The sequence below is a fragment of the Pantoea sp. X-Soil-YNGN-785 genome (assembly GCF_059730585.1).
Map to the genome: position 1 here is coordinate 1,041,342 of NZ_AP035942.1, position 24,589 is coordinate 1,065,930.

Below are 24,589 nucleotides of genomic sequence, written 5' to 3' on the forward strand. Positions count from 1 at the left end.
CGCTGAGCAATTTGCGGGAATACCTTAAAAAATCATGAAAAAAAGTCAAAACTACAATCGAAAGGGTGTTTTAGTCCATTATCCATAATATTGGCTGATTTGACGCTTTAAACAGGGCCGGATAAATAAAAATTAGCTTCGGTAAATTACGCCGGTCTGGGATGAATAAGGGATAAATGTGCGCGCAGAGGGTGTAAAGCCAGCCAGCGGCACTTTTGCAGCAGTAAACAATCGGTTAACAACATGGTTTACTGCCTGTTTCTGCTCAGTTGTGAGAAACCGGACCCGGCGTGGCACGATAGCCCGCTGTTACACGGGTGTCACTCTGCGGCCACTTTCCTGCTCTGCAAAGGGGAAGCAGAGACGAAAAGCGTGAGCACCTGCATGCACGCAGATGTGCATTGGCCTTGAGTTCGCCGGGGGAATATGCGACACAGTGGGGCAAAGCGGCAGATAATCGGGCCAGAAAGTAAATTAAGGAGAATCACCGTGTTGTTATCAAAATGGACAGGGGCAGGTGTGGCGCTACTGGTGGCCCTGATGCCGCTGTTTTCACAGGCCGCCGAGGCCGATCGCACCTATCGTTTCAGCCTGCTGCACACCAACGATGAGCATGGCCACTTCTGGTTTAATGCGCAGGGCGAATATGGTCTGGCGGCGCAGAAAACGTTGATGGATACCCTGCGCTACGATGTCCAGGCCAGAGGCGGCGGCGCACTGATTCTCTCTGCCGGTGATGTAAATACCGGCGTGCCGGAGTCCGACGAGCTGGATGCTGAACCCGATTTTCGCGCGATGAACCTGATTGGCTATGACGCGATGGCGCTGGGCAACCATGAGTTCGACAAGCCGATTACGGTTCTGCGCAAGCAGGAGAAGTGGGCGCGATTCCCGCTGCTGGCTGCCAACGTTTATCAGAAAAGCACCGATCAGCGCCTGTTTAAACCCTGGGCGGTATTCAACCGTCTCGGGCTGAAAATCGCTGTCGTCGGGTTAATTACCCCGGACACTGCAAAACTCGCTAACCCGGATGGGCTGAAAGATACCGAGTTCCGCGATCCTGTCGCGGAGACGGTGAAGGCGGTTGCTGAACTGCGTGCCGCCGAGAAACCGGACGTGATTGTCGCGCTGACTCACCTTGGCCACTATGACGACGGCAAGCATGGCAGCAACGGCATCGATGACGTCACTCTGGCCCGCAGCCTGCCTGCCGGCACAATCGATCTGATTGTGGGTGGACATTCTCATGATGCGGTCTGCATGGAAAAAGAGAACGTTAGCGTTAAAAATTATCAGCCCAGCCAGCCCTGCAAACCCGATCAGCAGAACGGCATCTGGATTATGCAGGCCGACAAGTGGGGCAAATATGTCGGCCGTGGCGACTTCACCTTCCGTAATGGAGAGGTGTCGCTGGAGGCTTATCAGCTGGTGCCGGTCAACCTCAAACATCAGGTAAAGAATGCAGATGGCAGTGAAACCTGGCTCACCTGGCAGGAAGAGATCCCGAAAAATACCGCGATGATGAAGCTGCTGATGCCGTTTCAGAAACGGGCAGAGGCGAAGCTGACCCTGAGTGTCGGCAGCGTTGACGGCGACTTCAGCGGTGAAAAAGAGCAGGTTCGGTTTGAGCAGACCAATCTCGGCCAGCTGATTCTGCGCGCCCAGATGACGCATACTAAAGCCGATTTTGCGGTGATGAGCGGCGGCGGTATTCGCACCTCGCTGAAATCGGGCAAGCTGAGCTGGCGTGATTTGCTGCAGGTCCAGCCGTTCAGCAACCAGGTAGTCTCGGTCAGCCTGACCGGCGCAGAGATCAAAAAATATCTGGATGTGGTCGCCAATATTCAGCCTGACTCAGGTGGCTATGCCCAGTTTGCCGGTATCAGCCTGACCGCCGACGGAAAGCATGTCAGTAACGTCCGTATTAACGGCAAACCGATTGAAGATACGCAGCATTATCGCATGGCGACCAACAGCTTTAATGCGGCGGGCGGCGACGGCTATCCGCGTCTGGATAATCATGCCGGGTACGTCAACAGCGGAGCAGTCGATGCGCAGGTGCTGCGCGACTTTATTAAGGCGCATTCACCGGTTAAAGCCAGTGACTTTCAGCCGAAAGGCGAGATCGTACATCTGACCGATGAGCAGATTCGGGCGCGGGATGAGGCAGCAGAGAAAGCACGGAAGCGTAATTATCCCAAAATGATTCTGGCGTGGATCTGGCCGTGGGGGAATGAAACAGCCGCCACGCATTGAACTGACCGGGAGGCGCTTGCGCCTCCCGTTTTTCTTATGCCCGGCAGGGGTGACGTCTGATCCAGCGCTCGCGCAGTTTGTCCCATCCCCAGTTGTAAGCCATGGTGAAAGGCAGGAAGAATAGGAAGAAGGCTACTTCGACCAGGAAAGCTTCCCACAGGGTGATATCCAGCATCAGGGCGGCGATCGGCAGACCAATCAGGATAAATCCCCCTTCAAATCCCAGCGCATGTAACACGCGCACGCCCGGACCGCGTTTCTGGCCTGGCGCATAGATCCGATCAAACCCGCTGTTGTAAATCATATTCCATAGCATCGCGACCGTAGAGAGCATGATCGCCAGCGAGCCCATCTGAAACAGCGGTTTATTCATGATCCATGCTGCCAGCGGCGAAACGGTCAGAATCGCCAGCGTTTCAAAGCAGACAGCATGAAGAATACGTTCTTTAAGTGAGCGGGTACGCATTGTTTGTTCTCCTTCAATAATGCGGCGCATTTTCACATGTCAGAATGCTAAGATAAAATGAACACCTATCGAAAAAAGCGATGGAACAGATGCGATACTCCCCGGAATCCCTTGAGGCGTTTATGCAGACCGTGGCGAGTGGCTCTTTTTCGGCGGCCGCGCGTGCGCTGGGTAAAAGTCAGTCCACCATCAGCGCAGCGGTGGCAAATTTAGAAGATGACCTCGGCTTTGAGCTGTTCGACCGCACGGGCCGTCAGCCGATCCTCACCGAGCAGGGACGCCGGGTTGTTCCTCAGGTTCAGCAGATTCTGTCGGCCAGCGAGCGGCTGGATGCGCTGGCGATACGTCTGTCGCAGGGCGTTGAACCCCGGCTCAGTTTTGCCATGTCCGATTTCTGGCAAACCGATCATCATGAACATTTGCTGAGGCAATTTGATGCCCGTTATCCGGAGATCGAACTGGAAGTCATGATTGCTGAAGACGGGGATGTCCTGGATCTGCTGCAGGCCGGGCGGGTACATCTGGGCGTCGTGCGGGCGCAGCCCAATCTGCCGGTTGATATCGCAGTAGCGCGGCTGCAGGTTGAAGCGCAGATGGCGGTCTTCTTACATCGCGATCATCCGCTGGCACAGCCTGATACCCTGAGCGAAAGCGAACTGGAAAGCGTGCGGCATCTGCGACTTAACACCTGGGTTGAGGCACATGAACCCGCGCCCATGGGTCGCATCTGGTCAGCACCCACCTATTTACTGTTGCTGGAGATGGCGGAGCAGGGATTTGGCTGGACGATTCTGCCACGCTGGCTGGTGAAACAGTTTGGGCATGGCGTGCTGAAAGAGTTGTCGATGTCGGGCTGGCCACAGCACATCGCCGTTGAAGTCGTCTGGTCACGACGAACGCCGCCCGGTCCGGCGGGGCGCTGGATGATCGATCAGCTGTGCGCCCAGCCGCGGGTTTAGTCGTGGCGGGCGATATCCGCAAACGGCGCGTCCAGCAGGCGTGAAAGATCCTGAGGCGCCAGTTCAATATCCAGGCCCCGTTTGCCGCCAGAGATAAACATGGCGTCAAACGCGCTGGCAGAGTCATCGATTACCGTGGGCAGACGCTTTTTCTGCCCCAGCGGACTGATACCGCCCACCAGATAGCCGGTAACCCGCTGTGCCAGCTGCGGATCGGCCATATCCGCTTTCTTCGCGCCCAGCGCTTTTGCCACCTTTTTCAGATCGAGTTGGGTCGATACCGGCGTAATCGCTACCGCCAGCTGTTTCGCCTCACCATTCAGTGCCACCAGCAGCGTTTTATAGACCTGGCGCGCATCAAGATTAAGCTTGCGGACCGCTTCGTCACCAAAATGCGTTTCGTTACTGTCATGCTCATAAGGATGCAGAATAAAGCTGACCTTTTGTTTTTCCAGCAATTTTACGGCGGGCGTCATACAGGTTCCTTACTAAGAAAAATCTTATTGCGCAGAATCATTGAAAAAGGTGGCGAAATTTTGTTCTTTGCGTAAAATTGGCCGCGCGCCAGCAATCTGATTGCTGAGCGATAACCAAAATCATAAACAAATTCCTCTTTGACGGGCCGATAAACTTATCGGCTCTCTTTTTTTCAGGGCTTCTTCAGCATCTCAGGCAGATTGTCTTCGCCGTAAAGATGCAAAGCACCCACCGCAACCACATAGTTTCCCGCCGCCAACCCCTGCAGCCGGTCACACCACTGCGCATTACGCTGACCGATCAACGTATCATTCAGCGCCTGACTGAACGTCGCGGGCAGGGTGATTTCCGGCTGGCGTGGCGGCGTATCAAGCCACCAGCTCACCATCATCTGCAGCAGTCGTGCATTAGTGTGCCAGTGCAGCAGCGTATCCTGTAACAGCGCCATGCCATCATCCGGTAACGCGGTCAGCAGGGCGATCTGCGCATCGGCGCCTTCCAGTTCAATCACGGGTTTGTTCAGGCTTTTCGCTGCCTGCAACAGCTGATAATCAATGCCGTAGTCAGGCCGTAATCCCAGCCTCTGTGCCTGTTGAGCCTGTAACATTAGCGCCACCTGCCAGGCAGGCAGATTATCCAGCAGGCTAAGCGTAAGACTCATCTCCTGACACAGTGCGGTGAGCGTTTGCATCGCGCTGCTCTCAAGTCGTTCAGAGAGCGCAGGACGATCGCCGTAATGGTCAAAGGGTGAGCCACCCTGGGTAATATCCGCTTCCACAATCAGCGCATCCGCCTGCTGCAACTGCCGCAGCAGGCGAGCGGGCAACGGCTGCATGTCACGCGTTCCCATGTGGATGCTGCCCACCAGATGCAGCTGACGATTGCCAATCCGGACATCCAGCGCAGGCCAGCGGTAACTGGCGGGAAAAAGTTGGCTGATAAGGCCGCGCAGTGAGCGCCAGATGTTGCCTGTCATTCCCGGTCCTTTGCGATTCAAAACCCCATGCTAGCGACTTCAGAGCGTGAAAAACAGCGCTGAAACGGCGATTACTGGCGCGGTGGCCGGTAACGCAGCAGGCGGTTAGCATTGCTGACCACGGTAATGGAGGAGAGCGCCATCGCCGCACCTGCCACAATCGGGCTGAGCAGGGTGCCGGTCAGCGGATAGAGCACGCCCGCGGCTACCGGAATACCGATACTGTTATAGATAAATGCGCCAAACAGGTTCTGCCGGATATTGCGCAGCGTCGCGGAAGAGAGCGCTAACGCATCTGCCACGCTGTTAAGATCGGCGCGCATCAGCGTAATACCCGCGGTTTCTACCGCCACATCGCTGCCGCCACCCATCGCAATGCCCACATCCGCCTGCGCCAGTGCAGGTGCGTCATTGATGCCATCACCGACCATCGCGACGCGACGGCCCTGCTGCTGTAGCTGTTCGATTGCAGCCGCTTTGCCTTCAGGCAATACGCCTGCAATCACTTCATCAATGCCGGTTTCGGCAGCGATGGCGCGTGCGGTACTTTCATGGTCGCCGGTCAGCATAATCAGGCGATAACCCTGCTGATGCAGTCGCTTAAGGGCTGCACTGCTTTCAGGACGCAGCCGATCGCGCAGCGCGATAAGCCCGGTGAGCTGCCCCTGTTCCGCCAGTAATACCGGCGTGGCACCCTGTTGCGTCAGGCGCGTGATCGCTGCTTCTGCCGCCCGGTAGTCGACGCCGTTATCCTGCAACAGCGCTGCGTTACCCAGCAGCAGCGCTCTGCCATCCAGACTACCGCTGACCCCTTTGCCGCGTATTGTACGAAATTGCGTTAACGACGCTGGCTGAGTCAGCTTCGCTTCGGCGACAATCGCTTTCGCCAGCGGATGACCTGAGGCGAACTCCAGCGCAGCCGCAGTCGTTAACACCGACTCACGGCTGGCATTACCCCAGACCAGCACTTCACTGACCTGCGGCTTTCCGGCCGTCAGGGTGCCGGTTTTATCAAACACCAGCGTGTCGATCTGGCTGGCGCGCTGCAGGGCATCGGCGTCGCGCACTAGTACGCCCAGCTCGGCGGCACGGCCAACACCGGCAATAATCGACATTGGCGTCGCCAGTCCCAGCGCACAGGGGCAGGCGATAATCAGGACGGTTGTTGCGATCACCAGCATGTAGGCGATTTGTGGCTGCGGCCCGAACAGGTACCACACTGCGCCGCTGAGCAGCGCAATTAATACCACTACCGGCACAAACACAGCGGAGATGCGATCGGCCAGGCGGCCCACATCCGGTTTGCTGCTCTGCGCCTGACGCACCAGCCGGATAATGCGCGACAGGGTAGTGTGATTCCCGGTCGCCCGGGCGATAAACTCTACCGCGCCATCCTGCACCAGGGTGCCGGCGAAGATCGCCGCACCCGGACTTTTGCTTTGCGGCACCGCTTCGCCGGTGAGCATCGCTTCATCAAACCAGGCTTCCCCTGTGGTGATGTCGCCATCGACCGGCACCCGATCGCCGGTGACCAGCCGCAGCGTCATGCCGGGCTGGACGTCACTGACCGCGATCAACCTGTCGCCCCGGGGATCGACCAGCCGCGCCTGAGCCGGTGTCAGATCCAGCAGTCGTTCCAGCGCTTTGGACGATCGCTGACGCGCGCGCTGCTCCAGCGCATGCCCCAGATTGATCAGGCCCAGAATCATTACACTGGCTTCGAAATAGAGATGGCGCGCCTGCGGCGGGAAAAAGTCGGGCCACAGCACCACGCTAAAGGAGTAAATCCAGGCCGCGCCGGTGCCGAGTGCCACCAGCGTATCCATGGTGGCGCTGCCATTACGTAAACTGCGCCAGGCGCTGCGATAAAAGTGACTGCCGGTCACGACCATGATCAGCAGGGTCACGACGCCCAGCGTCAGCCAGATGCGGTGGTTATGGTCGGTGAGCATCATGTTGTCGCCCACCATGCCCCAGACCATCAGCGGCACGCCAAAGGCTAACGCAATAGCCGCCTGCCAGCTGAAACGCCGCATCGCGCTGCGGGCGCTGTGCTGCTGCTTCTCACGTCGCTCCTGCTCGTCATCCACCACCTGCGCGCCATAACCCGCGGCATCAACGGCAGCGACCAGCTGCTGCGGGTCAGCATTGCCCAGCACCAGCGCACTGCGCTCACCGAGATTGACCCGCGCCTGGCTGACGCCTGTGACCTGCTGTAGCGCTTTTTCCACCCGACTTACGCAGCTGGCGCAGGTCATACCTTCAATCAGCAGCACGTGGGCAGGTAATGTTTTTTCTGCCGGATGAGAAGGGATCTCCGTTGTCAGCGCCTCCGGCGGCTCCGATGCTGTCAACGGTTCAGACTTTGGGGACGCGTCCGCCGCTTTCAGCGTCGCGTGATAGCCCGCCTGCTCAACCGTGGCGATCAGTGCAGTCGCATCCGCGTGACCGGAGACCTGCGCTTCCTGTTGGGTCACCTCAGCCTGATCAACATCGTCGCGTTGCTCGAGTGCCTCTTTGACGCGTTTGACACAGTGGCCGCAGGACAAGCCGTCCAGTGCCAGAGAAATAGTGTGTGACATAATCAACTCCTCTTGTGATCCCATTTGACCGATTGGTCAGTTTCGATTCATGCTTAAGCATAAACCTTCCATCAAGGGGAAGGTCAAGGGGACGAAAATGAACATCAGCGATGTGGCGAAAAAGACCGGGCTGACCAGCAAGGCGATTCGTTTCTACGAAGAGAAAGGCGTGGTGACGCCGCCGTTGCGCAGTGAAAATGGTTACCGCCATTACGACGGTCACCATCTGGATGAACTGAACCTGTTACGTCAGGCGCGGCAGGTGGGTTTTACGCTGGATGAGTGCCGCGAGCTGGTGGCGCTGTTTAATAATCCGTCGCGACACAGTGCCGATGTAAAAGCCCGTACGCTGCAGAAAGCCGAGGAAATTGCGGCGCACATTGAAGAGCTTCACGCCATGCGCGCTCGTCTGCTGGCGCTGGCAGACGCCTGTCCGGGCGATGAGAGCGCAGAGTGCCCGATTATCAATAATCTGGCCGGGTGCTGCGGTCAGCGTGGCTGAATTCGCAGAGTAATCCCCTCAATGCCGACCACGACGACCGGCGTGCCGGCAGGCAGATCCTGTTCCGCCTCAACCCGCCAGCTGCTGTCACCGATGCGTATATGCCCGGTACGGTTATGCAGCGCGGTATCCAGCGTCAGCTGCAACCCGATCATCTGGCTGCCGCGCTGGTTCAGGGCATTGGGCGTCTGACGCGTTTCACGGTGGCGCATCCAGCGATACCACAGAAAGACGCAGACCAGGGTCAGCACGGCAAAGAGTGACCCCTGTGTCGTCCAGCTCACCGGCACCAGCCACTCAAAGATGCCGACAATAACTGCCGCCAGCCCGCTCCACAGCAAATAACCGCTGGTGCCCAGCATCTCAGCCGCCAGCAGTAATCCACCCAGCGTCAGCCAGAACCAGTGCGGATGCGCGATGATTTCCATCAGCATCAGCGTTTCGACTCGGTACGCGATTCCTTCAGCAGTTCACCGATGCCCGCAATCGACCCCAGCAGACTGCTCGCTTCCAGCGGCATCATCACGACTTTGCTGTTAGTGCCTTCACCGATTTTTTGCAGCGCATCTGTGTACTTTTGCGCCACGAAGTAGTTGATAGCCTGAATGTCTCCCGCGGCGATCGCTTCCGAGACCATTTTAGTGGCGTTAGCTTCCGCTTCAGCCTGACGTTCACGGGCTTCTGCCTGCAGGAACGCCGAGGTACGTTCACCTTCCGCTTTGAGGATCTGCGACTGCTTCTCCCCTTCAGCGCGCAGGATTGCCGCCTGTCGTACCCCTTCGGCTGTCAGAATATCGGCGCGCTTGGTTCGCTCCGCTTTCATCTGTGCATTCATTGCGCCGATCAGCTCCTGCGGTGGACGCACGTCGCGAATCTCGATGCGGGTAATCTTAACGCCCCACGGATTGGTGGCTTCATCCACGATATGCAGCAGACGGGTATTAATGCTGTCGCGCTGTGACAGCATTTCGTCCAGCTCCATGCTGCCCAGCACGGTACGCATATTGGTCATCGTGAGGTTCAGAATCGCCTGCTCAAGATTGCTGACTTCATAGGCGGCACGCGCCGGGTCAACGACCTGAATAAAACAGACCGCATCGATGGTGACGTTGGCGTTATCTTTGGAGATAATCTCCTGAGAGGGGATATCCAGTACCTGTTCCATCATGTTGATCTTGCGACCAACGCGATCCATGAACGGCACCACCAGACTTAATCCTGGCTGTAGCGTGCGGGTATAACGGCCAAAGCGCTCAACCGTCCATTGAAAACCTTGTGGGACGATCTTGACGGTCGCCCAGACCGCAACCAGTGCCAGAATAATCAGGGCAGGAATGACAGTTATCATACAACCTCCGCATTGTCAGATTAACGGGCCGAGTCGCTTCGGCCCGTGGTGCTGCTGTTTAGTACAGCAGGGAATAGAGCTGGCGACGATAACGCGCAGCCAGTGCATCGCCGGTTCCCAGCGCTGCCAGAATCTCCTGCAGCATTTTACGCGCCTGGCCATCAGCGGCATTGAGATCGGATTTCAGGAAGCTGAACAGCAGTTCCAGTGCTTCTTCATTACGACCCACCTGATGCAGCTGTAACGAGAGTTTAGCAGCCAGCCCGGCGTTAGACGGGTCCGCTTCCAGCTCGGATTGCAACTGCTGAATCTCCGGCGTATCCGCAGCCTGTTTCAGCAGATCGATCTGCGCCATCAGGCTCTGATAGCGGGTATCCTGATCCTGAAGGGGGACAACTTTCAGCACCGCCTCCGCTTCATCGCTGCGGTTCAGGGTAATCAGCACGTCTGCCAGCAGGAAACCAATCTCACTGGATTGGTTGCTCAGCTGCCACGCATCTTTTAACAGCGGCAATGCCTCCAGCGGTTTACCTTCCTGCATCAGTGCCATCGCCTGCTGCGCTTTCAGTTCTTCTTCACGCGGCAGCACTTTTTCCAGCAGGGCACGGATCGCCTCTTCCGGCTGCGGTCCCTGGAAGCCGTCAACCGGCTGACCATCCTGGAACAGGTAGACGGTCGGGATTGAACGCAGACCAAACTGCGACGCCACCCTTTGCTCTTTGTCGCAATCGAGTTTTGCGAGAATAAACTGACCCGCGTACTCCTGCGCCAGACGCTCCAGCACAGGTGTCAGCTCCTGACAGTGCTGGCTGCGCTCAGACCAGAAGTAGAACAGCACCGGCAGCTGCATCGACTGCTCAAGGGTCTGCTGCAGGTTAGATTCGTTGATGTCGATGATAGAAGCGTGTGGTGACATGGATAAGTCTCTTTGCAAAAAGTGTTCTAAGAATATGGGGCCAACTGGCCCGGCTTCAAGCGCTATTGCGCATGGCTGATTAATGGCTGCGCAAAATGCGATCCAGCATCCAGCCTGGCAGTAACCGTTTCAGCAGGCTCATTACGTGTGCGACCAGCGTCACCGGATAGCGCAAACGTGGATGTTTACTCTCGAGTGCGTGACGAAGTTTAGGCAGAATGGCTTCTGCTGGCAGGGTAAAGCGTGCCGCGATACCCGGGTTACGCACCGGGTTATGCTGTTCCCCCTGCGTCACATTGTTGGTAAAGCGGGTCTCAATCGGGCCAGGCTCAATCAGGCTGACCCGGATGCCACGGCTGCGCACTTCGAGCCGCAGCGCATCGCTCCAGGCTTCCAGCGCATATTTACTGGCGGCATAGGCACCCCGGCCAGGCGTGGAGATCAGGCCCAGCACCGAGCTGGTATTAACAATGCGGCCATCACCGCTGGCCTGCAGCGCGGGCAACAGCCGCAGCGTCAGCTGATGGACGCCGAAAAAGTTGCTGGAAAACTGCTGCTCCAGCTGCTGACGCGAGAGCGTATGCAGCGGGCCATAGAGACCAAATCCGGCATTGTTAAACAGTGCGGCCAGACGGTTATCGCAGAGCGCGAGTACCGCATCCGCTGCCCGATCGACACTCTGCGGATCGTCGAGATCGAGCTGGATGCCCGTATAACCCAGCGTGTTCATGCGGGCGACATCGTCGGCTTTTCGGCAGGCGGCGATCACCTTATAACCCCGCGCCAGCAGATCGTGCGCGGCGACCAGGCCAATACCGCTGGAACAACCTGTAATCAGAATGGTTTTTTGCATTTCTTTACCCTTTTTGCGCATCCAGGCGCGCTACGGCTGCTTAACTAAGGGAGCCAGTTCTTTTGCCATTAACCCGGCGATAAACGGCTGGGCATCAGGATTAGGATGAATGCCATCCTGCTGCATCCACCCGGGCTTCAGATAGACCTGCTCCATGAAAAAGGGCACCAGAGGAATATCATGCTGCTGCGCCAGGCCAGGGTAGATGCCGCTGAACGCTTCGGTGTAGCGGCGGCCATAGTTGGCGGGCAGGCGGATCTGCATCAGCAGCGGCTTTGCATTGGCGGCTTTGACATCGTCGATGACTTTACTCAGATTCTGCGCGATAGCATCAGGCGGAAAACCGCGCAGACCATCGTTACCGCCCAGTTCGATTAACACCCATTGCGGCTGATGCTGTTTTAATAGCGCAGGCAGACGCGCCAGTCCCTGTGCGGCAGTATCGCCGCTGATGCTGGCGTTGACCACTTTCGGTTTTTGCTGCCACTGCTTATCGAGCAGGCTGGGCCAGGCCGCCGTGGCAGACATACGATAGCCTGCACTCAGGCTGTCGCCCAGCACCATCAGGGTATCTGCAGCAGCAAGACGCGACGCCATCAGAAGAATCAATAACAGGAAGGGATAATGCCAGCGGAAAACATTGTTGAAGTTCATCATCTTACTAAGTCCGTCGGTCAGGGAGAGCATCAGTTAACCATCCTCACCGGAGTTGAGTTGGTTGTCAAACCAGCCGAGACCATTGCGCTGATTGGCGAGTCCGGCTCCGGCAAGTCAACCCTGCTGGGCATTCTGGCCGGGCTGGACGATGGCAGCAGCGGCGAAGTTCATCTGCTGGGGCAGCCGCTGCACCAGATGAACGAAGAGCAGCGTGCGGCCCTGCGTGCCCGGCAGGTCGGCTTTGTGTTTCAGTCATTCATGCTGGTGCCGACCCTGAATGCGCAGGAGAACGTTCAGCTGCCATCACTCCTGCGCGGCGACAGCGACCGCCAGAGCCGCGAACAGGCACGGGAACTTTTGACGCTGCTCGGGCTGGGTGAACGTCTGCATCATCTGCCCGCTCAGCTGTCAGGCGGTGAACAGCAGCGTGTCGCGCTGGCCCGCGCCTTCAGTGGTCGTCCGGGTCTGCTGTTTGCCGATGAGCCGACCGGCAACCTCGATCGTAAAACCGGTGATCGCATCGCCGATTTGCTCTTTTCCCTTAATCGCGACTTCGCCACCACGCTGATTCTGGTGACGCATGACGAGCAACTGGCGGCGCGCTGCGATCGTCGTCTGCGGCTGCGCGACGGTAAATTGTGGGAGGAGCAATGATCTGGCGCTGGTTCTGGCGCGAGTGGCGTTCGCCCTCGCTGCTGATTGTCTGGCTGGCCCTGACGCTGGCGGTAGCCTGCGTACTGGCGCTGGGGTCGATCAGCGATCGCATGGAAAAAGGGCTGAATCAGCAGAGCCGTGATTTTATGGCCGGTGACCGCACGCTGCGCAGCACCGATGCTGCGCCCGAAGCCTGGCTGGAAAAGGCGCGGGAAACCGGCCTGACGGTCAGTTCCCAGCTCACCTTTATGACCATGACTTTTGCAGATCAGTCACCGCAGCTCGCCTCCGTCAAAGCGGTGGATGACCGCTACCCGATGTTTGGCACGCTGCAGACGCAGCCGCCGGGGCTGCGGCCCCAGGCAGGCACCGCGCTGGCGGCACCGCGCCTGATGGCGCTGCTGAATCTGAAAGTGGGCGACATGCTGGAAGTGGGGGATACCCAGCTGCGCATCAGCGGTGAGGTGATTCAGGAGCCGGATGGCGGCTTTAACCCGTTTGAGATGGCACCGCGCCTGCTGATCAATCTGGCGGATGCCGCCAGAACCGGTGCGATTCAGCCTGGCAGCCGCATCACCTGGCGCTATAAATTTTCCGGCAATCCTGAGCAGCTGGCCCGCTATGACCGCTGGATTCAACCACAGCTGAAGGCGGATCAGCGCTGGATCAGCGTAGATAACTCAGAAGATGCGCTGGGCCGTTCGATGCAGCGCGCGCAGCAATTCCTGCTGCTCTCGGCCTTACTGACGCTGATGCTGGCGATTGCGGCTGTGGCGGTTGCCATGAGCCACTATTGCCGCAGCCGCTACGATCTGGTGGCGGTGCTGAAAACCCTGGGCGCAACGCAGGGCGCGTTGCAGCGGTTGATCATCGGCCAGTGGCTGGCGGTGCTGCTGCTCGCGGCGATTGCCGGAGGCGTTGTGGGACAGGGGGTGGAAGCGATCCTGATGACGATGCTGAAACCCGTGTTGCCTGCCAGCTTACCGGCGGCCAGCGTCTGGCCGTGGATCTGGGCGGTGGGTTCGCTGTTTGTGATTTCGCTGCTGGTGGGTCTGCATCCCTATCGTCTGCTGCTGGCAACCCAGCCGCTGCGGGTGCTGCGGCGCGATGCGGTGGCAAATCTCTGGCCGCTGAAATTTTATATTCCGGTAATGATCGTGGTGGTGGTGGCGCTGTTAGCGCTGCTGGTCGGCGGCAGTAAAATGCTCTGGGCGCTGCTGGCGGGTGTGGTGGTGCTGGCGGGATTACTGGCGTTACTCGGCTGGGGAACCCTGCTGCTGCTGCGTCGGCTGGTGGTACGCAATCTGGCACTGCGACTGGCGATCAACCGGCTGCTGCGCCAGCCCGGGATGACGCTGAGCCAGCTCGCGGCCTTTTCCCTGTCGTTTATGCTGCTGGCGCTGCTGCTGGTGATGCGCGGCGATCTGCTGGATCGCTGGCAGCAGCAATTACCGGCGGATAGCCCGAACTTCTTCCTGCTCAACATGACGGCGGATCAGGTGCCGCAGGTGCGTGATTTCCTGCAAGCGCATCAGATTAAGCCTGAAACCTTCTATCCGATTGCGCGGGTGCGGCTTAGCGAACTCAACGGTAAACCGGCCGATCCGAAACTGGATAATGCCCTTAACCGCGAGCTTAACCTGACGGCGCTGGCCGATCGCCCGGATCACAATCCGCTGGTGGCAGGCAACTGGCCGCCGAAAGCGGGTGAAGTGTCGATGGAAGTGGAGCTGGCGGATCGGCTGGGGCTGAAGCTCGGCGATACCCTGACGTTCGACGGTGATACGCAGACGTTCAGCGCCCGTATTACCAGCCTGCGTAAAGTGGACTGGGAAAGTCTGAAGCCGAACTTCTTCTTTATCTTCCCGCCGGGTGCGCTCGACAGCCAGCCGCAGACCTGGCTCACCAGCTTCCGCATGGAGGCGAATCCTGTTCTGCTGGCGCAGCTGAACCGTGCTTTCCCGGCGCTGAGTCTGCTGGATATCGGCAGCATTATGCAGCAGATCGGTCAGGTACTGACGCAGGTCAGCCGGGCGCTGGAGATCATGGTGGTACTGGTCACCGCCTGCGGTGTGTTGCTGTTGCTGGCGCAGATTCAGGTCGGGATGCGGCAGCGTCGGCAGGAACTGGTGGTCTATCGCACGCTCGGTGCGGGCAAACGCCTGCTGCGCACCACGCTGTGGTGTGAGTTTGCGCTGCTCGGCGTGGTCTCCGGCGTGGCGGCCGCAATGGGAGCAGAAGCGGCGCTGTGGGGATTACAGACTAAGATTTTCGACTTCCCATGGCAGCCTGACTGGACATTATGGCTGGCGTTGCCGTTGTGTGGCGCGCTGCTGCTGTCGCTGTGTGGCGGCTGGCTGGGGATCCGGTTACTGAAAGGGAAGGCGCTGTTCAGGAAGTTTGATGCGGCATAAGGCAGGGCTGAAATAAGGCGGCGCCAGGCCGCCTTTGACCTTTATCCAGACGCACCCGTTACCCGCAATCGGGTAACGGGTTCAGGGAAACTACAGCTTTTCAACGGCCCAGGCGATGTCGCTGGCGTACTCTTCCGGAAGCTGAGGCACCAGCGCATTCAGCGCCGCTTTCAGCCGCTCTGCATTGCTGTCGGTCAGATTGAGGTGGCCCACTTTACGACCCGGACGCACTTCTTTGTCATACCAGTGCAGATGCACCAGCGGCTGCTGCAGCCAGCTGAGATTCACGTCGGTACCAATCAGATTCACCATTACCGACGGCGCAAACACCACCGGCTGCGGTAAGGCCAGGCCCAGAATGGCGCGCAGATGCAGCTCAAACTGGCTGATCGACGCACCGTTCTGTGTCCAGTGACCACTGTTGTGTACACGCGGTGCGAGCTCATTGATCAGCAGTCCGGCTGGCGTCACAAAACACTCCATCGCCATCACGCCCACGTAATTCAGCGCCTGCATGATCGCGCTCAGCATCGCTTCGGCCTGCTGCTGCTGTGTCTGATCCGCCTGCGGCTGTGCCACGCTGGTGCGCAGAATGCCGTCCTGATGCAGGTTATGCGTCAGCGGATAGAACACCACCGAGCCATCGTGACCGCGCGCGCCGACCAGTGACACTTCACCGGAAAAGTTAATGCCCTGCTCAACGATGCATTCGCCGTAGCATGCCTCCGGCAACTGGTCAGTTTCATCAGCACGCAGACGCCACTGACCCCGCCCGTCGTAACCGCCGGTGCGGCTTTTCACAATCGCCAGCTCGCCCAGTGAATCAAACACCGCTGGCCATTCGCTTTTGTCCGCCAGCAACTGCCATGGCGCGGTCGCCAGTCCCAGCTGATCCAGCAGCTGTTTCTGCGTCAGGCGATCGGCCAGACGTGGGAAAATATCACGGTTAACAAAAGCCGGATGACTCGCCAGCTCACGCGTCAGCGCGGTCTCCGGCCAGCGTTCGATTTCGGCGGTGATCACGCTGTCAGCGATCGGCAGGGCGGCAGGATCGGCATCCAGACCTACCGGATAGACCGCGATACCTAGCGGTTCACCCGCCTGGCGCAGCATACGACCTAACTGGCCGTTGCCCAGTACGCAGACCGGCTTCATGCATCCACCCGCGGATCGGGATGGTTCAGCACCTCATCGGTCTGACTCTGACGCCAGGTATTCAGACGGGATGCCAGCGCGCTGTCATGCAGTGCCAGAATCTGCGCGGCCAGCAGGGCGGCATTGGCTGCGCCTGCTTTGCCAATCGCCAGCGTACCGACCGGAATACCGCGCGGCATCTGCACAATCGAATAGAGGCTATCGACGCCGCTCAGGGCTGCACTCTGCACCGGTACACCCAGCACCGGCACCAGGGTTTTTGCTGCCAGCATTCCCGGCAGATGCGCCGCGCCACCTGCGCCAGCAATAATCACCTGCAAACCGTTGTCCGCTGCCGTTTCGGCAAAGCTGAACAGTTTATCCGGGGTGCGGTGCGCAGAGACCACTTCAACGTGAAAAGGGACGTCCAGACTGGTCAGGATTTCAGCGGCGAACTGCATGGTGGCCCAGTCACTTCTGGAACCCATAACAATGGCGATGCGGGCCGGGGCGTTGGATGACATGCGGTCAACTCCTGTGAATAAACAAACAGACCTGGCCGGGCGGACAGGTTTTGAAGGGCACCGAGAATAGCATGACAACGACGCAAGGAAAACGGTTGCGTCGGCCAGATGTCGTGGATTTAACCGGCGATCAGAAGTCGAAATGGATAAGCTGAATGCCGCTGGCGTCGAGCTGAATCATCGAGCCACGGCTGTGCCAGGCACCCAGCACCGCGCGCTGCGCCGTTTCACCTTTTAAGCTCAGCGTATGGATTGCCGGGCGATGGGTGTGGCCGTGGATCAGCAGCGGCACTTGCTGGCGCAGCATCGCGGCGGCCACGGCATCCTGATTCACATCCATAATGGTCTGGGATTTGTGCTGGTTGGCCTGTTTGCTGTCGGCGCGCATCCGGGCGGCAATGCGTTTGCGTATCCACAACGGCAGCGTCAGGAACAGTCGCTGAATCCAGGGATTGTGCACTTTGGCACGAAAGCGCAGATAACCCGCATCGTCCGTGCAGAGCGTATCGCCGTGCATGATCAGCAGTCGATGGCCGTAGAGCGTCAGTACCTGTTCTTCCGGCAGCAGCGTCATGCCGCTGGCGCGCGCAAAGCGTCGGCCAATCAGGAAGTCGCGGTTGCCATGAATAAAATAGACGGGAACTGGCAAGGCGCGCAGGGCGCGGGCAATCTGCTGATGCAGCGGATTGGGATCGTCGTCGCCAATCCAGGCTTCAAACAGATCGCCGAGAATATAGAGCGCGTCGCAGTGGGGCGCTTCGCGCTGTAAAAAATGCAGAAAACCGGCGGTAATCGCCGGTTCTTCCTGACACAGATGGAGATCTGCGATAAACAGCGTGCGGGACATTACTCGCTGACGGTCACTTTCTGGATCACGACGTCATCCTTTGGCACATCCTGGTGCATGCCGCTGCGGCCGGTAGAAACGGCTTTGATCTTCTCGACCACGTCCATGCCTTCAACCACTTCTGCGAATACGCAGTAGCCCCAGCCCTGAACGCTTTCGTCACGGAAGTTCAGGAAGTCATTGTCAGCCACGTTGATGAAGAACTGTGCGGTCGCAGAGTGCGGTGCAGAGGTACGTGCCATTGCCAGCGTACCTTTGGTGTTTTTCAGACCGTTGTTCGCTTCGTTCTGGATTTCATCTTTGGTAGCTTTCTGCTTCATGCCCGGCTCGAAGCCGCCGCCCTGAATCATAAAGCCGTTGATGACACGGTGGAAAATGGTGTTGTCGTAAAAACCTTCACGGCAGTAATCCAGGAAGTTCTGTACGGTTGCCGGCGCTTTATCATCGAAAGTTTTGATTACGATATCGCCATGGTTCGTCTGGAAAGTTACCATTTTTGTTGTCCTGTAAAGGTTGTGATCAGTTGCCGGGATCGCGCTGTTAACTGGCGTACCCCTTTTAGTCGACCGTTCTTATATCATAATTTCCAATGACGCGTCAGCAGCACGGCGCAGTTGGCTTGCTTTGCGTCGCGCGAGCGATAAAAATACGGCACAATGTCTGGATACTTAAAAAAGCCAACCACACGCAAAAACGGAACCGTTCAATGCTTAAGATTTATAACACCCTGAGTCGACAGAAAGAGGAATTCAAACCCATTCATGCCGGTAAAATCGGGATGTATGTTTGCGGCATCACGGTGTATGACCTCTGTCACATTGGTCATGGGCGGACGTTCGTGGCGTTTGACGTGGTGGCGCGCTACCTGCGTTACCTCGGTTATCAGCTTAACTATGTACGTAACATCACCGACATTGACGACAAAATCATCAAACGCGCCAATGAAAACGGTGAGAGCATCGAAACGCTGACCAACCGTATGATTGGCGAGATGCACAACGACTTCGCCGCGCTGGGGATCCTGCCACCTGATGAGGAACCGCGCGCCACCCGCCACATTGCTGAAATCATTGAGCTGGTGCAGACGCTGATCGCCCGCAATCACGCCTATGTGGCGGACAATGGCGACGTGATGTTTGATGTGCTGAGCGACACCGATTATGGCGCGCTGTCGCGTCAGGATCTGGAGCAGCTGCAGGCGGGCGCGCGGGTTGAAGTCGCGGACGTGAAGCGTAATCCGATGGACTTCGTGCTGTGGAAAATGTCTAAAGCGGATGAGCCTGCCTGGTCATCACCGTGGGGCAACGGCCGTCCTGGCTGGCATATCGAGTGCTCGGCGATGAACTGCAAACAGCTGGGCACCCATTTCGACATCCACGGCGGCGGTTCGGACCTGATGTTCCCGCACCATGAAAACGAAATCGCCCAGTCGAGCTGCGCCCATGACGGTCCTTACGTTAACTACTGGATGCACTCCGGCATGGTGATGGTTGACCGCGAGAAGATGTCTAAATCGCTCGGCAACTTCTTCACCGTGCGTGACGTGCTGCAACATTATGATGCGGAGACAGTGCGTTACTTCCTGATGTCCGGTCACTATCGCAGCCAGCTTAACTACGGCGAAGATAACCTGAACCAGGCGCGTGCGGCGCTGGAGCGTCTTTATACCGCCCTGCGTCACACCGACAGCAGCGTTAAAGCGCACGGCGGCGAAGCGTTTGAAGCGCGTTTCCGCAGCGCAATGGACGATGATTTCAACACCCCGGAAGCCTACTCGGTGCTGTTCGATATGGCGCGTGAAGTTAACCGCCTGAAAAGCGAAGATGGCGCTTCAGCACATGGGCTGGCGTCGAAGCTGCGTGAGATGGCTAACGTGCTGGGCATCCTGCAGCAGGATCCTGAGCTGTTCCTGCAAAGCGGCGCGCAGGTGAATGACGAAGAGGTTGCCGAGATCGAACATTGGGTGAAAGCCCGTGCCGATGCGCGTGCCGCCAAAGCCTGGGCGGAAGCGGACATCGCACGCGACAAGCTTAACGCGCTGGGGGTCATCGTCGAGGATGGGCCACAAGGCTCCAGCTGGCGTCGAAAATAAACCGGAGAGGGCGAGCAATCGCCCTTTTTTATTATGGCGATTGAACAGATTCAGATCCGCGGCTTCCGCTCAATACGTAACCTGACGCTGTCACTGCAGCAGCTGAATGTGGTGAGCGGTCCCAACGGCTGCGGTAAATCCAACCTCTACAAAGCGGTGCGACTGCTGCACGAAGCGGCCTCCGGTCGTCTGGCGCTGGCACTGGCTGACGAAGGCGGCATTCAGAAAACGATGTGGGCGGGTGGCTTGCGCCGGGGCGATCGCCGACACGATCCAAAGCGGCTGGAGCTGGCCGTGGTGATGGATGATATGGATTACCAGCTGGAGATTGGCTTTCCCGAGCCGCTGTCGACCAGCCTGTTCAACCTCGATCCGCTGGTGAAGCAGGAGCGCCTCTGGCTCAGCGGTCAGCGTCGTCGCCCTTCTGCCTGCATCATGCAGCGAGAAAATCAGACCGCCTTTCTGCACAACGTTGAAGGGGATCGCGTCGCTTATCCGGCGGTGCTGCATCCTGAAGAGTCGCTGTTTGGTCAGCTTGGCGAACCGCATCTCTACCCGGAACTTTCCCAGCTGCGTGAACGACTGCAGCAGTGGCGCTTCTACCATGAGTTCGCCGTCTGGCCTGGCTCACCGATACGTGCGCCACAGATTGGGGTGCGTGCGCCGGTGCTGAGCCATGATGGCAGCAATCTGGCAGCAGCCTGGGCAACCATCGTGGAGCGTGGTCATTCAGAACTGTTGTCTGAGGTGATGACGCAGGCGTTTCCCGACAGCCAGTTTGACGTCGACGTGCAGAACGGTCGCTTTCAGATGCTGATGTCCCGCCACGGCATTCTGCGTCCGCTGGAGAGCGCGGAGTTTTCAGACGGCACGCTGCGGTTTCTCTGTCTGGTTGTGGCGCTGCTCAGCCCGCGCCCACCCGCCTTTATGGCACTGAATGAGCCGGAAAACAGTTTGCATGAAGATCTGTTGCCTGCGCTGGCGCGTTTAATCGCCGAAGCCAGTAAGTACAGCCAGCTCTGGATCACCAGCCATTCACCCCGCCTCGCGACACTGATTGCACAGCACACGGCGGTGAATCATATTGCACTGGAACAGCGGGAAGGGGAGACGTGTGTCGCGGGGGATGAACTGCTGTGACAGCGTCCCCGCAGGGACGCCCGGGAATTACTCGACGACAGTGATGCGAAAACCGGCAAATTCCACGGTCTGACCGGCAACGATCTTGCAGCGCTTGCGGGTCTCTACCGCGCCGTTGACCTTCACTTCACCCTCGGCAATCACGACTTTCGCCTGTGCGCCGCTCTGAACCCAGCCTTCCAGCTTCAGCAGGTCACACAGATCGACGTGCGGGAATTTACCCAGTGAAAAACTTGCCATTTAAACGTCCTCTTTATCGTGAAACTCTTCGCACGCTTGCAGCGTATTTTGAATCAGTGTTGCGACTGTCATCGGTCCGACACCGCCCGGTACCGGGGTAATGTAGGAGGCGCGCTCTGATGCGCTGTCAAAATCAACGTCGCCCACTACTTTGCCACTGTCCAGACGGTTAATGCCCACGTCGATGACGATGGCACCGGGTTTAATCCAGTCGCCCGGAATAAAGCCTGGCTTGCCCACCGCAACGACCAGCAGATCGGCGTGCTCAACGTGATGGCGCAGATCTTTGGTAAAGCGATGGGTGACGGTGGTGGTGCAGCCCGCAAGCAGCAGCTCCATGCTCATCGGACGACCGACGATGTTGGACGCCCCGACCACCACAGCGTTCAGGCCGTAGGTGTCGATGTTGTAACGCTCCAGCAGCGTCACGATACCGCGCGGCGTGCAGGGACGCAGCGTTGGCGCACGCTGACACAGGCGACCAACGTTATAAGGATGGAAGCCATCGACATCTTTATCCGGCGTGATGCGCTCCAGCACCTTCACATTATCGATGCCAGCTGGCAGCGGCAGCTGCACCAGGATGCCATCGATTTCGTTGTCCTGATTGAGCTTATCGATCAGCTCCAGCAGCTCAGCTTCGCGGGTGGTGGCAGGCAGATCGTAAGAGCGGGAGTGGAAACCGACCTCTTCACAGGCGCGGCGTTTGCTGGCCACATAGATCTGCGATGCCGGGTTTTCACCCACCAGTACCACGGCCAGACCTGGCGCACGTTTTCCGGCGGCCAGACGCTGCTTCACTTTGTCCGCAACCTCAACGCGCACCTGCTGCGCAATCGTTTTACCGTCAATAATTTTTGCTGCCATCAGAGAGGAAATCCACTGTGTTGTGTTGAATCGGGGAAGGGGGCTATTTTGTCAGAAGCGCAGGCTGCTGTCAGTCACAGTTTCAGCCGCGTATGCGCTTTCCGGCTTTTTCGTCGCGACGAGTGCCTGCCTGCATGCGTATGATATCTGCAGGACAATCCGGGGACGATGTAATGATTTGGATAATGCTCGCTACTCTGGCGGTGGTGTTTGTCGCTGGATTTCAGCTGCTCACCGCTGGCTCACGCCACGCCGCTCAGCGGCTCAGCAAACGGCTGCAGCTGCCACCGCTACAGGTGGAATCAATGCTCTCTATGATGGGGAAAGTGGCGGCGAAAGAGTTTACCGACTATCTCAGCAGCGATAATGAAACGCATCTGCATAACGGTGCGGCGGTACTGCTGATCTGGCAGGTGTTAATTGTTGACGGCAGCGAGGAGAACAGCCAGCGCTGGCATGCCATTCTCAGTCGTGCCGGTTTTCCACCGCTTATCAGCCGCCAGCAGTTGCTGCTCGCGCTGGGCTTTCTGCGCCAGCTGGAGCCGGACAGCCAGGAGCTGCACGCACTTCGTGAGCAATACAATGCGCGTTTCACATCACAAGGGATTGAGCTGGAAGGAGAATTTACCGGCACCAGCAAACTCGTGTCGCTCAGCGAATGGCGCAGGCGTCACTGACGCCAATTGGTTATTACCGCAGCACTTCGCTGCGGTGAAACGGCAAAAACGTTGACGTACCCGCTTCCCGACGTATAATCCGTGCCATCTCCATGCGCCCTTAGCTCAGTTGGATAGAGCACCGGCCTTCTAAGCCGTAGGTCACAGGTTCGAATCCTGTAGGGCGTACCAAATTCTCTTCTGTATTGCATCCCGAGACTCACTTTTGCTTAACTCTCAGAAGCATACCTCAACGTTTTACTCTTATTCTTCTCCACGAAATTAATTGTCATCAGTACTTTCATGGCGTTTTGAACAGGTCTTTGATTTTTCGAGGCTTATAATGTGCTTGTTGTTTATCCTGCTGTTTATATTGAGCGCTATTATATTTTGCGCTTTAGGATTTCAGCTTGATGTTCAGGCAGAGCCTGCAAAAGTGAGGAAACATTGATACCAGAGCAAGCCAGTTGGTTAGCATGCGCCGGGTTCACTGTGCTATATTTCGCACGTATCGCAACGTCATTCAGGATGAATCAGATGAACGAATTTGAGCAAGAACTTTATGATAACGGCTTCTCTGCTAAAGACATTGGTAAGCTCAAAAGCATTATTAAAAAAGACGAGTCAAAAAAAGATACACTCCAAAGTCTTGTGATTGATCTGAGTAAACGCTTCTGGGGCGGAATGATTGCCCTTGTTATTTTGACACTGGTTGGATTAGATGGCATTTTCAATGCAGATGCTTCAAATGCCATTCCATATATTATTGTTCTGACGTTTGCATTCTTTGTAGTCTATTTTGTCACCCCTCTGAATCTGGCCTGGAAAGCGAACAGGTTTATCAGAAAAAACAGAGGTTAGTTTTGTGCGGGGCTATTTTTCATTTGATAAAGTTTTAAACCTATTCCAGCCCCATTATAGACTGATCCAGCGCCTTTTAAAGCAAGTGCTAATCTACTCATACCCTGAACTTTGCGATCATGAGCAGTTGGCAGATATTTGTATAACATCCAGACTTCTGACTTCAAAGTCAGCTTGCATAATATGATATACCTGCCTGTCTGAATACTGGACGCCATTCAGTGTTTAAAACGCAGCTCATCTTCCTGACGCTTGCCGTTGTCGTTCCCTCATCATTCATTTAAAAAGCACAAGCCAGCGAGTCTTCTTCTCAATGGCCAGGCCCAACACCTTACTGGCACCATAAACCACCGTGTGTTAAGCCCCTAAGGTAATTCTGAAGGCCTGTCGATGATGAGCTGCTTGAGTGTTGCTTTATTATCGCCGGTTAGCTTTGCGATAAAGCCAGACACCAACAAAGGCTAGCATCAGAGAAAAAACTGCTTTAAGTACAAGCACGGTGAATTCGAAACTATCCATAGCGCTTTCACCATCACCACTGATATGGCCTTCAACCAGTGATCTGATGAAACCTTCAGGTATGAGTATCCAGGAGGCGGATAGGATGACAATAAATATCAGTATTTTCATCGAGCGACACACTTTGTGAAATCAGGAACACCACGAACATCAATGCGGCCATATGCTAATAAACCATGACTACCCGGTACGACGACTTTTTTCCTCCGCAACAACGAACTGCGTAAAGTCTGGAAGTCAGTTGAGCGATAGAAGGTTATGCATCCCCATGATACGCCGGAACCGTCAGTATTAAGTGGGTGAAGCCTGAAGCTGCCGCGCTTTACACCATTAACAAAAACGTAGTCACTCATGGTTTCCGCGCTGTACAGACCAAACCACTCGGAGTGGTGATTCCGGTACATATGGGCCAAATCAATCAACTCTGCGCGGGCACGATTTAGCAAACTGCCTTCTGGCCTGTCTACGATCCAGTACGTTCCTGGCGGAATGGCGGCCTTCTCAATGTCAGAACAATCTGGATTGTTTATATACCGTTCGATACCAGACAAAATATCAAAAGAACCGACACCATAGCAGCTTAGCTTCACACGTTTCCCATCACTGGAAAGTTGACCATAATCCATCATGCATATTTGCATCGTAAGGC

Annotated in this window: 26 protein-coding genes and 1 tRNA gene; 10 read left to right on the forward strand and 17 right to left on the reverse strand. The window is 57.0% G+C overall.

Annotation, left to right across the window (positions count from 1 at the left end):
- Positions 1-489: 489 nt before the first annotated feature.
- Positions 490-2,256, forward strand: coding sequence for a bifunctional UDP-sugar hydrolase/5'-nucleotidase UshA (gene ushA / locus AC6I8E_RS04705; RefSeq protein ID WP_497824482.1), 1,767 nt, complete (start codon positions 490-492; stop codon positions 2,254-2,256).
- Between the two features lie 34 nt (positions 2,257-2,290).
- On the opposite strand, the gene AC6I8E_RS04710 is transcribed toward ushA, so the two are convergent.
- Complete coding sequence (locus AC6I8E_RS04710) at positions 2,291-2,722, reverse strand: multidrug/biocide efflux PACE transporter (RefSeq protein WP_013357032.1); 432 nt, start codon at positions 2,720-2,722, stop codon at positions 2,291-2,293.
- 89 nt (positions 2,723-2,811) lie between these two features.
- On the opposite strand from AC6I8E_RS04710, the gene AC6I8E_RS04715 reads away from it, so the two are divergent.
- Positions 2,812-3,681: a LysR family transcriptional regulator gene (locus tag AC6I8E_RS04715; RefSeq protein ID WP_041457183.1), complete on the forward strand. Its 870-nt coding sequence runs from the start codon at positions 2,812-2,814 to the stop codon at positions 3,679-3,681.
- On the opposite strand, the gene ybaK is transcribed toward AC6I8E_RS04715, so the two are convergent.
- From ybaK to copA, 3 genes are all read right to left on the reverse strand, one after another.
- Complete coding sequence (gene ybaK / locus AC6I8E_RS04720; protein ID WP_033782216.1) at positions 3,678-4,157, reverse strand: Cys-tRNA(Pro)/Cys-tRNA(Cys) deacylase YbaK; 480 nt, start codon at positions 4,155-4,157, stop codon at positions 3,678-3,680. The genes AC6I8E_RS04715 and ybaK overlap by 4 nt on opposite strands.
- 173 nt (positions 4,158-4,330) lie before the next feature.
- Positions 4,331-5,134, reverse strand: a complete 804-nt coding sequence (locus AC6I8E_RS04725; RefSeq protein WP_033782219.1) for a TraB/GumN family protein — start codon at positions 5,132-5,134, stop codon at positions 4,331-4,333.
- 71 nt (positions 5,135-5,205) lie between these two features.
- Positions 5,206-7,716 (reverse strand): copper-exporting P-type ATPase CopA, encoded by a 2,511-nt coding sequence (copA, locus tag AC6I8E_RS04730; protein ID WP_497824483.1) that lies wholly within the window; start codon positions 7,714-7,716, stop codon positions 5,206-5,208.
- 97 nt (positions 7,717-7,813) lie between these two features.
- On the opposite strand from copA, the gene cueR reads away from it, so the two are divergent.
- On the forward strand, positions 7,814-8,218 hold the full coding sequence (gene cueR / locus AC6I8E_RS04735; protein WP_013357037.1) for a Cu(I)-responsive transcriptional regulator: 405 nt from the start codon (positions 7,814-7,816) through the stop codon (positions 8,216-8,218).
- Here the strand turns inward: cueR and AC6I8E_RS04740 are convergent.
- The 5 genes from AC6I8E_RS04740 to tesA form a co-directional block, all read right to left on the reverse strand.
- Positions 8,206-8,652, reverse strand: a complete 447-nt coding sequence (locus AC6I8E_RS04740) for an NfeD family protein (protein WP_013357038.1) — start codon at positions 8,650-8,652, stop codon at positions 8,206-8,208. The two genes, cueR and AC6I8E_RS04740, sit on opposite strands and share 13 nt — an antisense overlap.
- The gene (locus tag AC6I8E_RS04745; RefSeq protein ID WP_013357039.1) at positions 8,652-9,566 is read right to left on the reverse strand and encodes an SPFH domain-containing protein; all 915 of its coding nucleotides are present in this window, start codon (positions 9,564-9,566) and stop codon (positions 8,652-8,654) included. Before AC6I8E_RS04745 ends, AC6I8E_RS04740 begins: the two co-directional genes overlap by 1 nt.
- Before the next feature lie 58 nt (positions 9,567-9,624).
- The gene (locus tag AC6I8E_RS04750; RefSeq protein ID WP_013357040.1) at positions 9,625-10,482 is read right to left on the reverse strand and encodes a thioredoxin family protein; all 858 of its coding nucleotides are present in this window, start codon (positions 10,480-10,482) and stop codon (positions 9,625-9,627) included.
- 79 nt (positions 10,483-10,561) lie between these two features.
- Positions 10,562-11,335 carry an SDR family oxidoreductase gene (locus AC6I8E_RS04755; protein WP_497824484.1) on the reverse strand — a complete coding sequence of 258 codons (774 nt, stop codon included), beginning with the start codon at positions 11,333-11,335 and terminating at the stop codon, positions 10,562-10,564.
- 30 nt (positions 11,336-11,365) lie between these two features.
- Positions 11,366-11,992 (reverse strand): multifunctional acyl-CoA thioesterase I/protease I/lysophospholipase L1, encoded by a 627-nt coding sequence (gene tesA, locus AC6I8E_RS04760; RefSeq protein WP_187266175.1) that lies wholly within the window; start codon positions 11,990-11,992, stop codon positions 11,366-11,368.
- Between tesA and ybbA the strand changes: the two genes are divergently transcribed.
- Both ybbA and ybbP read left to right on the forward strand, forming a co-directional pair.
- Positions 11,960-12,646, forward strand: a complete 687-nt coding sequence (gene ybbA, locus AC6I8E_RS04765) for a putative ABC transporter ATP-binding protein YbbA (protein WP_010259059.1) — start codon at positions 11,960-11,962, stop codon at positions 12,644-12,646. The genes tesA and ybbA overlap by 33 nt on opposite strands.
- Positions 12,643-15,060 (forward strand): putative ABC transporter permease subunit YbbP, encoded by a 2,418-nt coding sequence (gene ybbP, locus AC6I8E_RS04770; protein ID WP_497824485.1) that lies wholly within the window; start codon positions 12,643-12,645, stop codon positions 15,058-15,060. Before ybbA ends, ybbP begins: the two co-directional genes overlap by 4 nt.
- Positions 15,061-15,150: 90 nt before the next feature.
- Here the strand turns inward: ybbP and purK are convergent, their stop codons facing one another.
- The 4 genes from purK to ppiB all read right to left on the reverse strand — a co-directional run bounded on the left by purK (position 15,151) and on the right by ppiB (position 18,059).
- Positions 15,151-16,215, reverse strand: coding sequence for a 5-(carboxyamino)imidazole ribonucleotide synthase (gene purK, locus AC6I8E_RS04775; RefSeq protein ID WP_497824486.1), 1,065 nt, complete (start codon positions 16,213-16,215; stop codon positions 15,151-15,153).
- The gene (purE, locus tag AC6I8E_RS04780) at positions 16,212-16,718 is read right to left on the reverse strand and encodes a 5-(carboxyamino)imidazole ribonucleotide mutase (protein ID WP_013357045.1); all 507 of its coding nucleotides are present in this window, start codon (positions 16,716-16,718) and stop codon (positions 16,212-16,214) included. Before purE ends, purK begins: the two co-directional genes overlap by 4 nt.
- A gap of 130 nt (positions 16,719-16,848) precedes the next feature.
- Positions 16,849-17,565 carry a UDP-2,3-diacylglucosamine diphosphatase gene (gene lpxH, locus AC6I8E_RS04785; RefSeq protein ID WP_497824487.1) on the reverse strand — a complete coding sequence of 239 codons (717 nt, stop codon included), beginning with the start codon at positions 17,563-17,565 and terminating at the stop codon, positions 16,849-16,851.
- Positions 17,565-18,059, reverse strand: coding sequence for a peptidylprolyl isomerase B (gene ppiB, locus AC6I8E_RS04790; RefSeq protein WP_013357047.1), 495 nt, complete (start codon positions 18,057-18,059; stop codon positions 17,565-17,567). Before ppiB ends, lpxH begins: the two co-directional genes overlap by 1 nt.
- A gap of 212 nt (positions 18,060-18,271) precedes the next feature.
- Between ppiB and cysS the strand changes: the two genes are divergently transcribed.
- Together cysS and AC6I8E_RS04800 are read left to right on the forward strand one after the other, a co-directional pair.
- On the forward strand, positions 18,272-19,657 hold the full coding sequence (gene cysS, locus AC6I8E_RS04795) for a cysteine--tRNA ligase (RefSeq protein WP_041456690.1): 1,386 nt from the start codon (positions 18,272-18,274) through the stop codon (positions 19,655-19,657).
- Between the two features lie 33 nt (positions 19,658-19,690).
- Positions 19,691-20,797, forward strand: coding sequence for an AAA family ATPase (locus AC6I8E_RS04800; RefSeq protein WP_497824488.1), 1,107 nt, complete (start codon positions 19,691-19,693; stop codon positions 20,795-20,797).
- 27 nt (positions 20,798-20,824) lie between these two features.
- Here the strand turns inward: AC6I8E_RS04800 and ybcJ are convergent, their stop codons facing one another.
- Positions 20,825-21,037, reverse strand: a complete 213-nt coding sequence (gene ybcJ, locus AC6I8E_RS04805) for a ribosome-associated protein YbcJ (RefSeq protein WP_013357050.1) — start codon at positions 21,035-21,037, stop codon at positions 20,825-20,827.
- Positions 21,038-21,904, reverse strand: coding sequence for a bifunctional methylenetetrahydrofolate dehydrogenase/methenyltetrahydrofolate cyclohydrolase FolD (gene folD / locus AC6I8E_RS04810; protein WP_033782248.1), 867 nt, complete (start codon positions 21,902-21,904; stop codon positions 21,038-21,040). It abuts the gene before it with no gap.
- A 173-nt stretch (positions 21,905-22,077) separates the two neighbouring features.
- Between folD and AC6I8E_RS04815 the strand changes: the two genes are divergently transcribed.
- The 3 genes from AC6I8E_RS04815 (at position 22,078) to AC6I8E_RS04825 (ending at position 23,421) form a co-directional block, all read left to right on the forward strand.
- A complete protein-coding gene (locus AC6I8E_RS04815; protein WP_013357052.1) occupies positions 22,078-22,581 on the forward strand; it encodes a DUF1198 family protein in 504 nt (167 codons plus the stop codon).
- Between the two features lie 94 nt (positions 22,582-22,675).
- Positions 22,676-22,752: transfer RNA gene (locus tag AC6I8E_RS04820), tRNA-Arg, on the forward strand.
- A gap of 345 nt (positions 22,753-23,097) precedes the next feature.
- Complete coding sequence (locus AC6I8E_RS04825; protein ID WP_195857266.1) at positions 23,098-23,421, forward strand: hypothetical protein; 324 nt, start codon at positions 23,098-23,100, stop codon at positions 23,419-23,421.
- Here AC6I8E_RS04825 and AC6I8E_RS04830 read toward each other — a convergent pair.
- The gene (locus AC6I8E_RS04830; RefSeq protein WP_195857265.1) at positions 23,418-23,570 is read right to left on the reverse strand and encodes a hypothetical protein; all 153 of its coding nucleotides are present in this window, start codon (positions 23,568-23,570) and stop codon (positions 23,418-23,420) included. The two genes, AC6I8E_RS04825 and AC6I8E_RS04830, sit on opposite strands and share 4 nt — an antisense overlap.
- A gap of 477 nt (positions 23,571-24,047) precedes the next feature.
- Positions 24,048-24,581: a DUF2778 domain-containing protein gene (locus AC6I8E_RS04835; RefSeq protein ID WP_041456696.1), complete on the reverse strand. Its 534-nt coding sequence runs from the start codon at positions 24,579-24,581 to the stop codon at positions 24,048-24,050.
- Positions 24,582-24,589: the final 8 nt, after the last annotated feature.

Coding starts and splice junctions, on each gene's coding strand:
- AC6I8E_RS04710 (WP_013357032.1), bottom strand. CDS start 2,722: ATGCGTACCCGCTCACTTAAAGAACGTATTCTTCATGCTGTCTGCTTT.
- AC6I8E_RS04715 (WP_041457183.1), top strand. CDS start 2,812: ATGCGATACTCCCCGGAATCCCTTGAGGCGTTTATGCAGACCGTGGCG.
- ybaK (WP_033782216.1), bottom strand. CDS start 4,157: ATGACGCCCGCCGTAAAATTGCTGGAAAAACAAAAGGTCAGCTTTATT.
- AC6I8E_RS04725 (WP_033782219.1), bottom strand. CDS start 5,134: ATGACAGGCAACATCTGGCGCTCACTGCGCGGCCTTATCAGCCAACTT.
- copA (WP_497824483.1), bottom strand. CDS start 7,716: ATGTCACACACTATTTCTCTGGCACTGGACGGCTTGTCCTGCGGCCAC.
- cueR (WP_013357037.1), top strand. CDS start 7,814: ATGAACATCAGCGATGTGGCGAAAAAGACCGGGCTGACCAGCAAGGCG.
- AC6I8E_RS04740 (WP_013357038.1), bottom strand. CDS start 8,652: ATGCTGATGGAAATCATCGCGCATCCGCACTGGTTCTGGCTGACGCTG.
- AC6I8E_RS04745 (WP_013357039.1), bottom strand. CDS start 9,566: ATGATAACTGTCATTCCTGCCCTGATTATTCTGGCACTGGTTGCGGTC.
- AC6I8E_RS04750 (WP_013357040.1), bottom strand. CDS start 10,482: ATGTCACCACACGCTTCTATCATCGACATCAACGAATCTAACCTGCAG.
- AC6I8E_RS04755 (WP_497824484.1), bottom strand. CDS start 11,335: ATGCAAAAAACCATTCTGATTACAGGTTGTTCCAGCGGTATTGGCCTG.
- ybbA (WP_010259059.1), top strand. CDS start 11,960: ATGCCAGCGGAAAACATTGTTGAAGTTCATCATCTTACTAAGTCCGTC.
- tesA (WP_187266175.1), bottom strand. CDS start 11,992: ATGATGAACTTCAACAATGTTTTCCGCTGGCATTATCCCTTCCTGTTA.
- ybbP (WP_497824485.1), top strand. CDS start 12,643: ATGATCTGGCGCTGGTTCTGGCGCGAGTGGCGTTCGCCCTCGCTGCTG.
- purK (WP_497824486.1), bottom strand. CDS start 16,215: ATGAAGCCGGTCTGCGTACTGGGCAACGGCCAGTTAGGTCGTATGCTG.
- purE (WP_013357045.1), bottom strand. CDS start 16,718: ATGTCATCCAACGCCCCGGCCCGCATCGCCATTGTTATGGGTTCCAGA.
- lpxH (WP_497824487.1), bottom strand. CDS start 17,565: ATGTCCCGCACGCTGTTTATCGCAGATCTCCATCTGTGTCAGGAAGAA.
- ppiB (WP_013357047.1), bottom strand. CDS start 18,059: ATGGTAACTTTCCAGACGAACCATGGCGATATCGTAATCAAAACTTTC.
- cysS (WP_041456690.1), top strand. CDS start 18,272: ATGCTTAAGATTTATAACACCCTGAGTCGACAGAAAGAGGAATTCAAA.
- AC6I8E_RS04800 (WP_497824488.1), top strand. CDS start 19,691: ATGGCGATTGAACAGATTCAGATCCGCGGCTTCCGCTCAATACGTAAC.
- ybcJ (WP_013357050.1), bottom strand. CDS start 21,037: ATGGCAAGTTTTTCACTGGGTAAATTCCCGCACGTCGATCTGTGTGAC.
- folD (WP_033782248.1), bottom strand. CDS start 21,904: ATGGCAGCAAAAATTATTGACGGTAAAACGATTGCGCAGCAGGTGCGC.
- AC6I8E_RS04815 (WP_013357052.1), top strand. CDS start 22,078: ATGATTTGGATAATGCTCGCTACTCTGGCGGTGGTGTTTGTCGCTGGA.
- AC6I8E_RS04825 (WP_195857266.1), top strand. CDS start 23,098: ATGAACGAATTTGAGCAAGAACTTTATGATAACGGCTTCTCTGCTAAA.
- AC6I8E_RS04830 (WP_195857265.1), bottom strand. CDS start 23,570: ATGTTATACAAATATCTGCCAACTGCTCATGATCGCAAAGTTCAGGGT.
- AC6I8E_RS04835 (WP_041456696.1), bottom strand. CDS start 24,581: ATGCAAATATGCATGATGGATTATGGTCAACTTTCCAGTGATGGGAAA.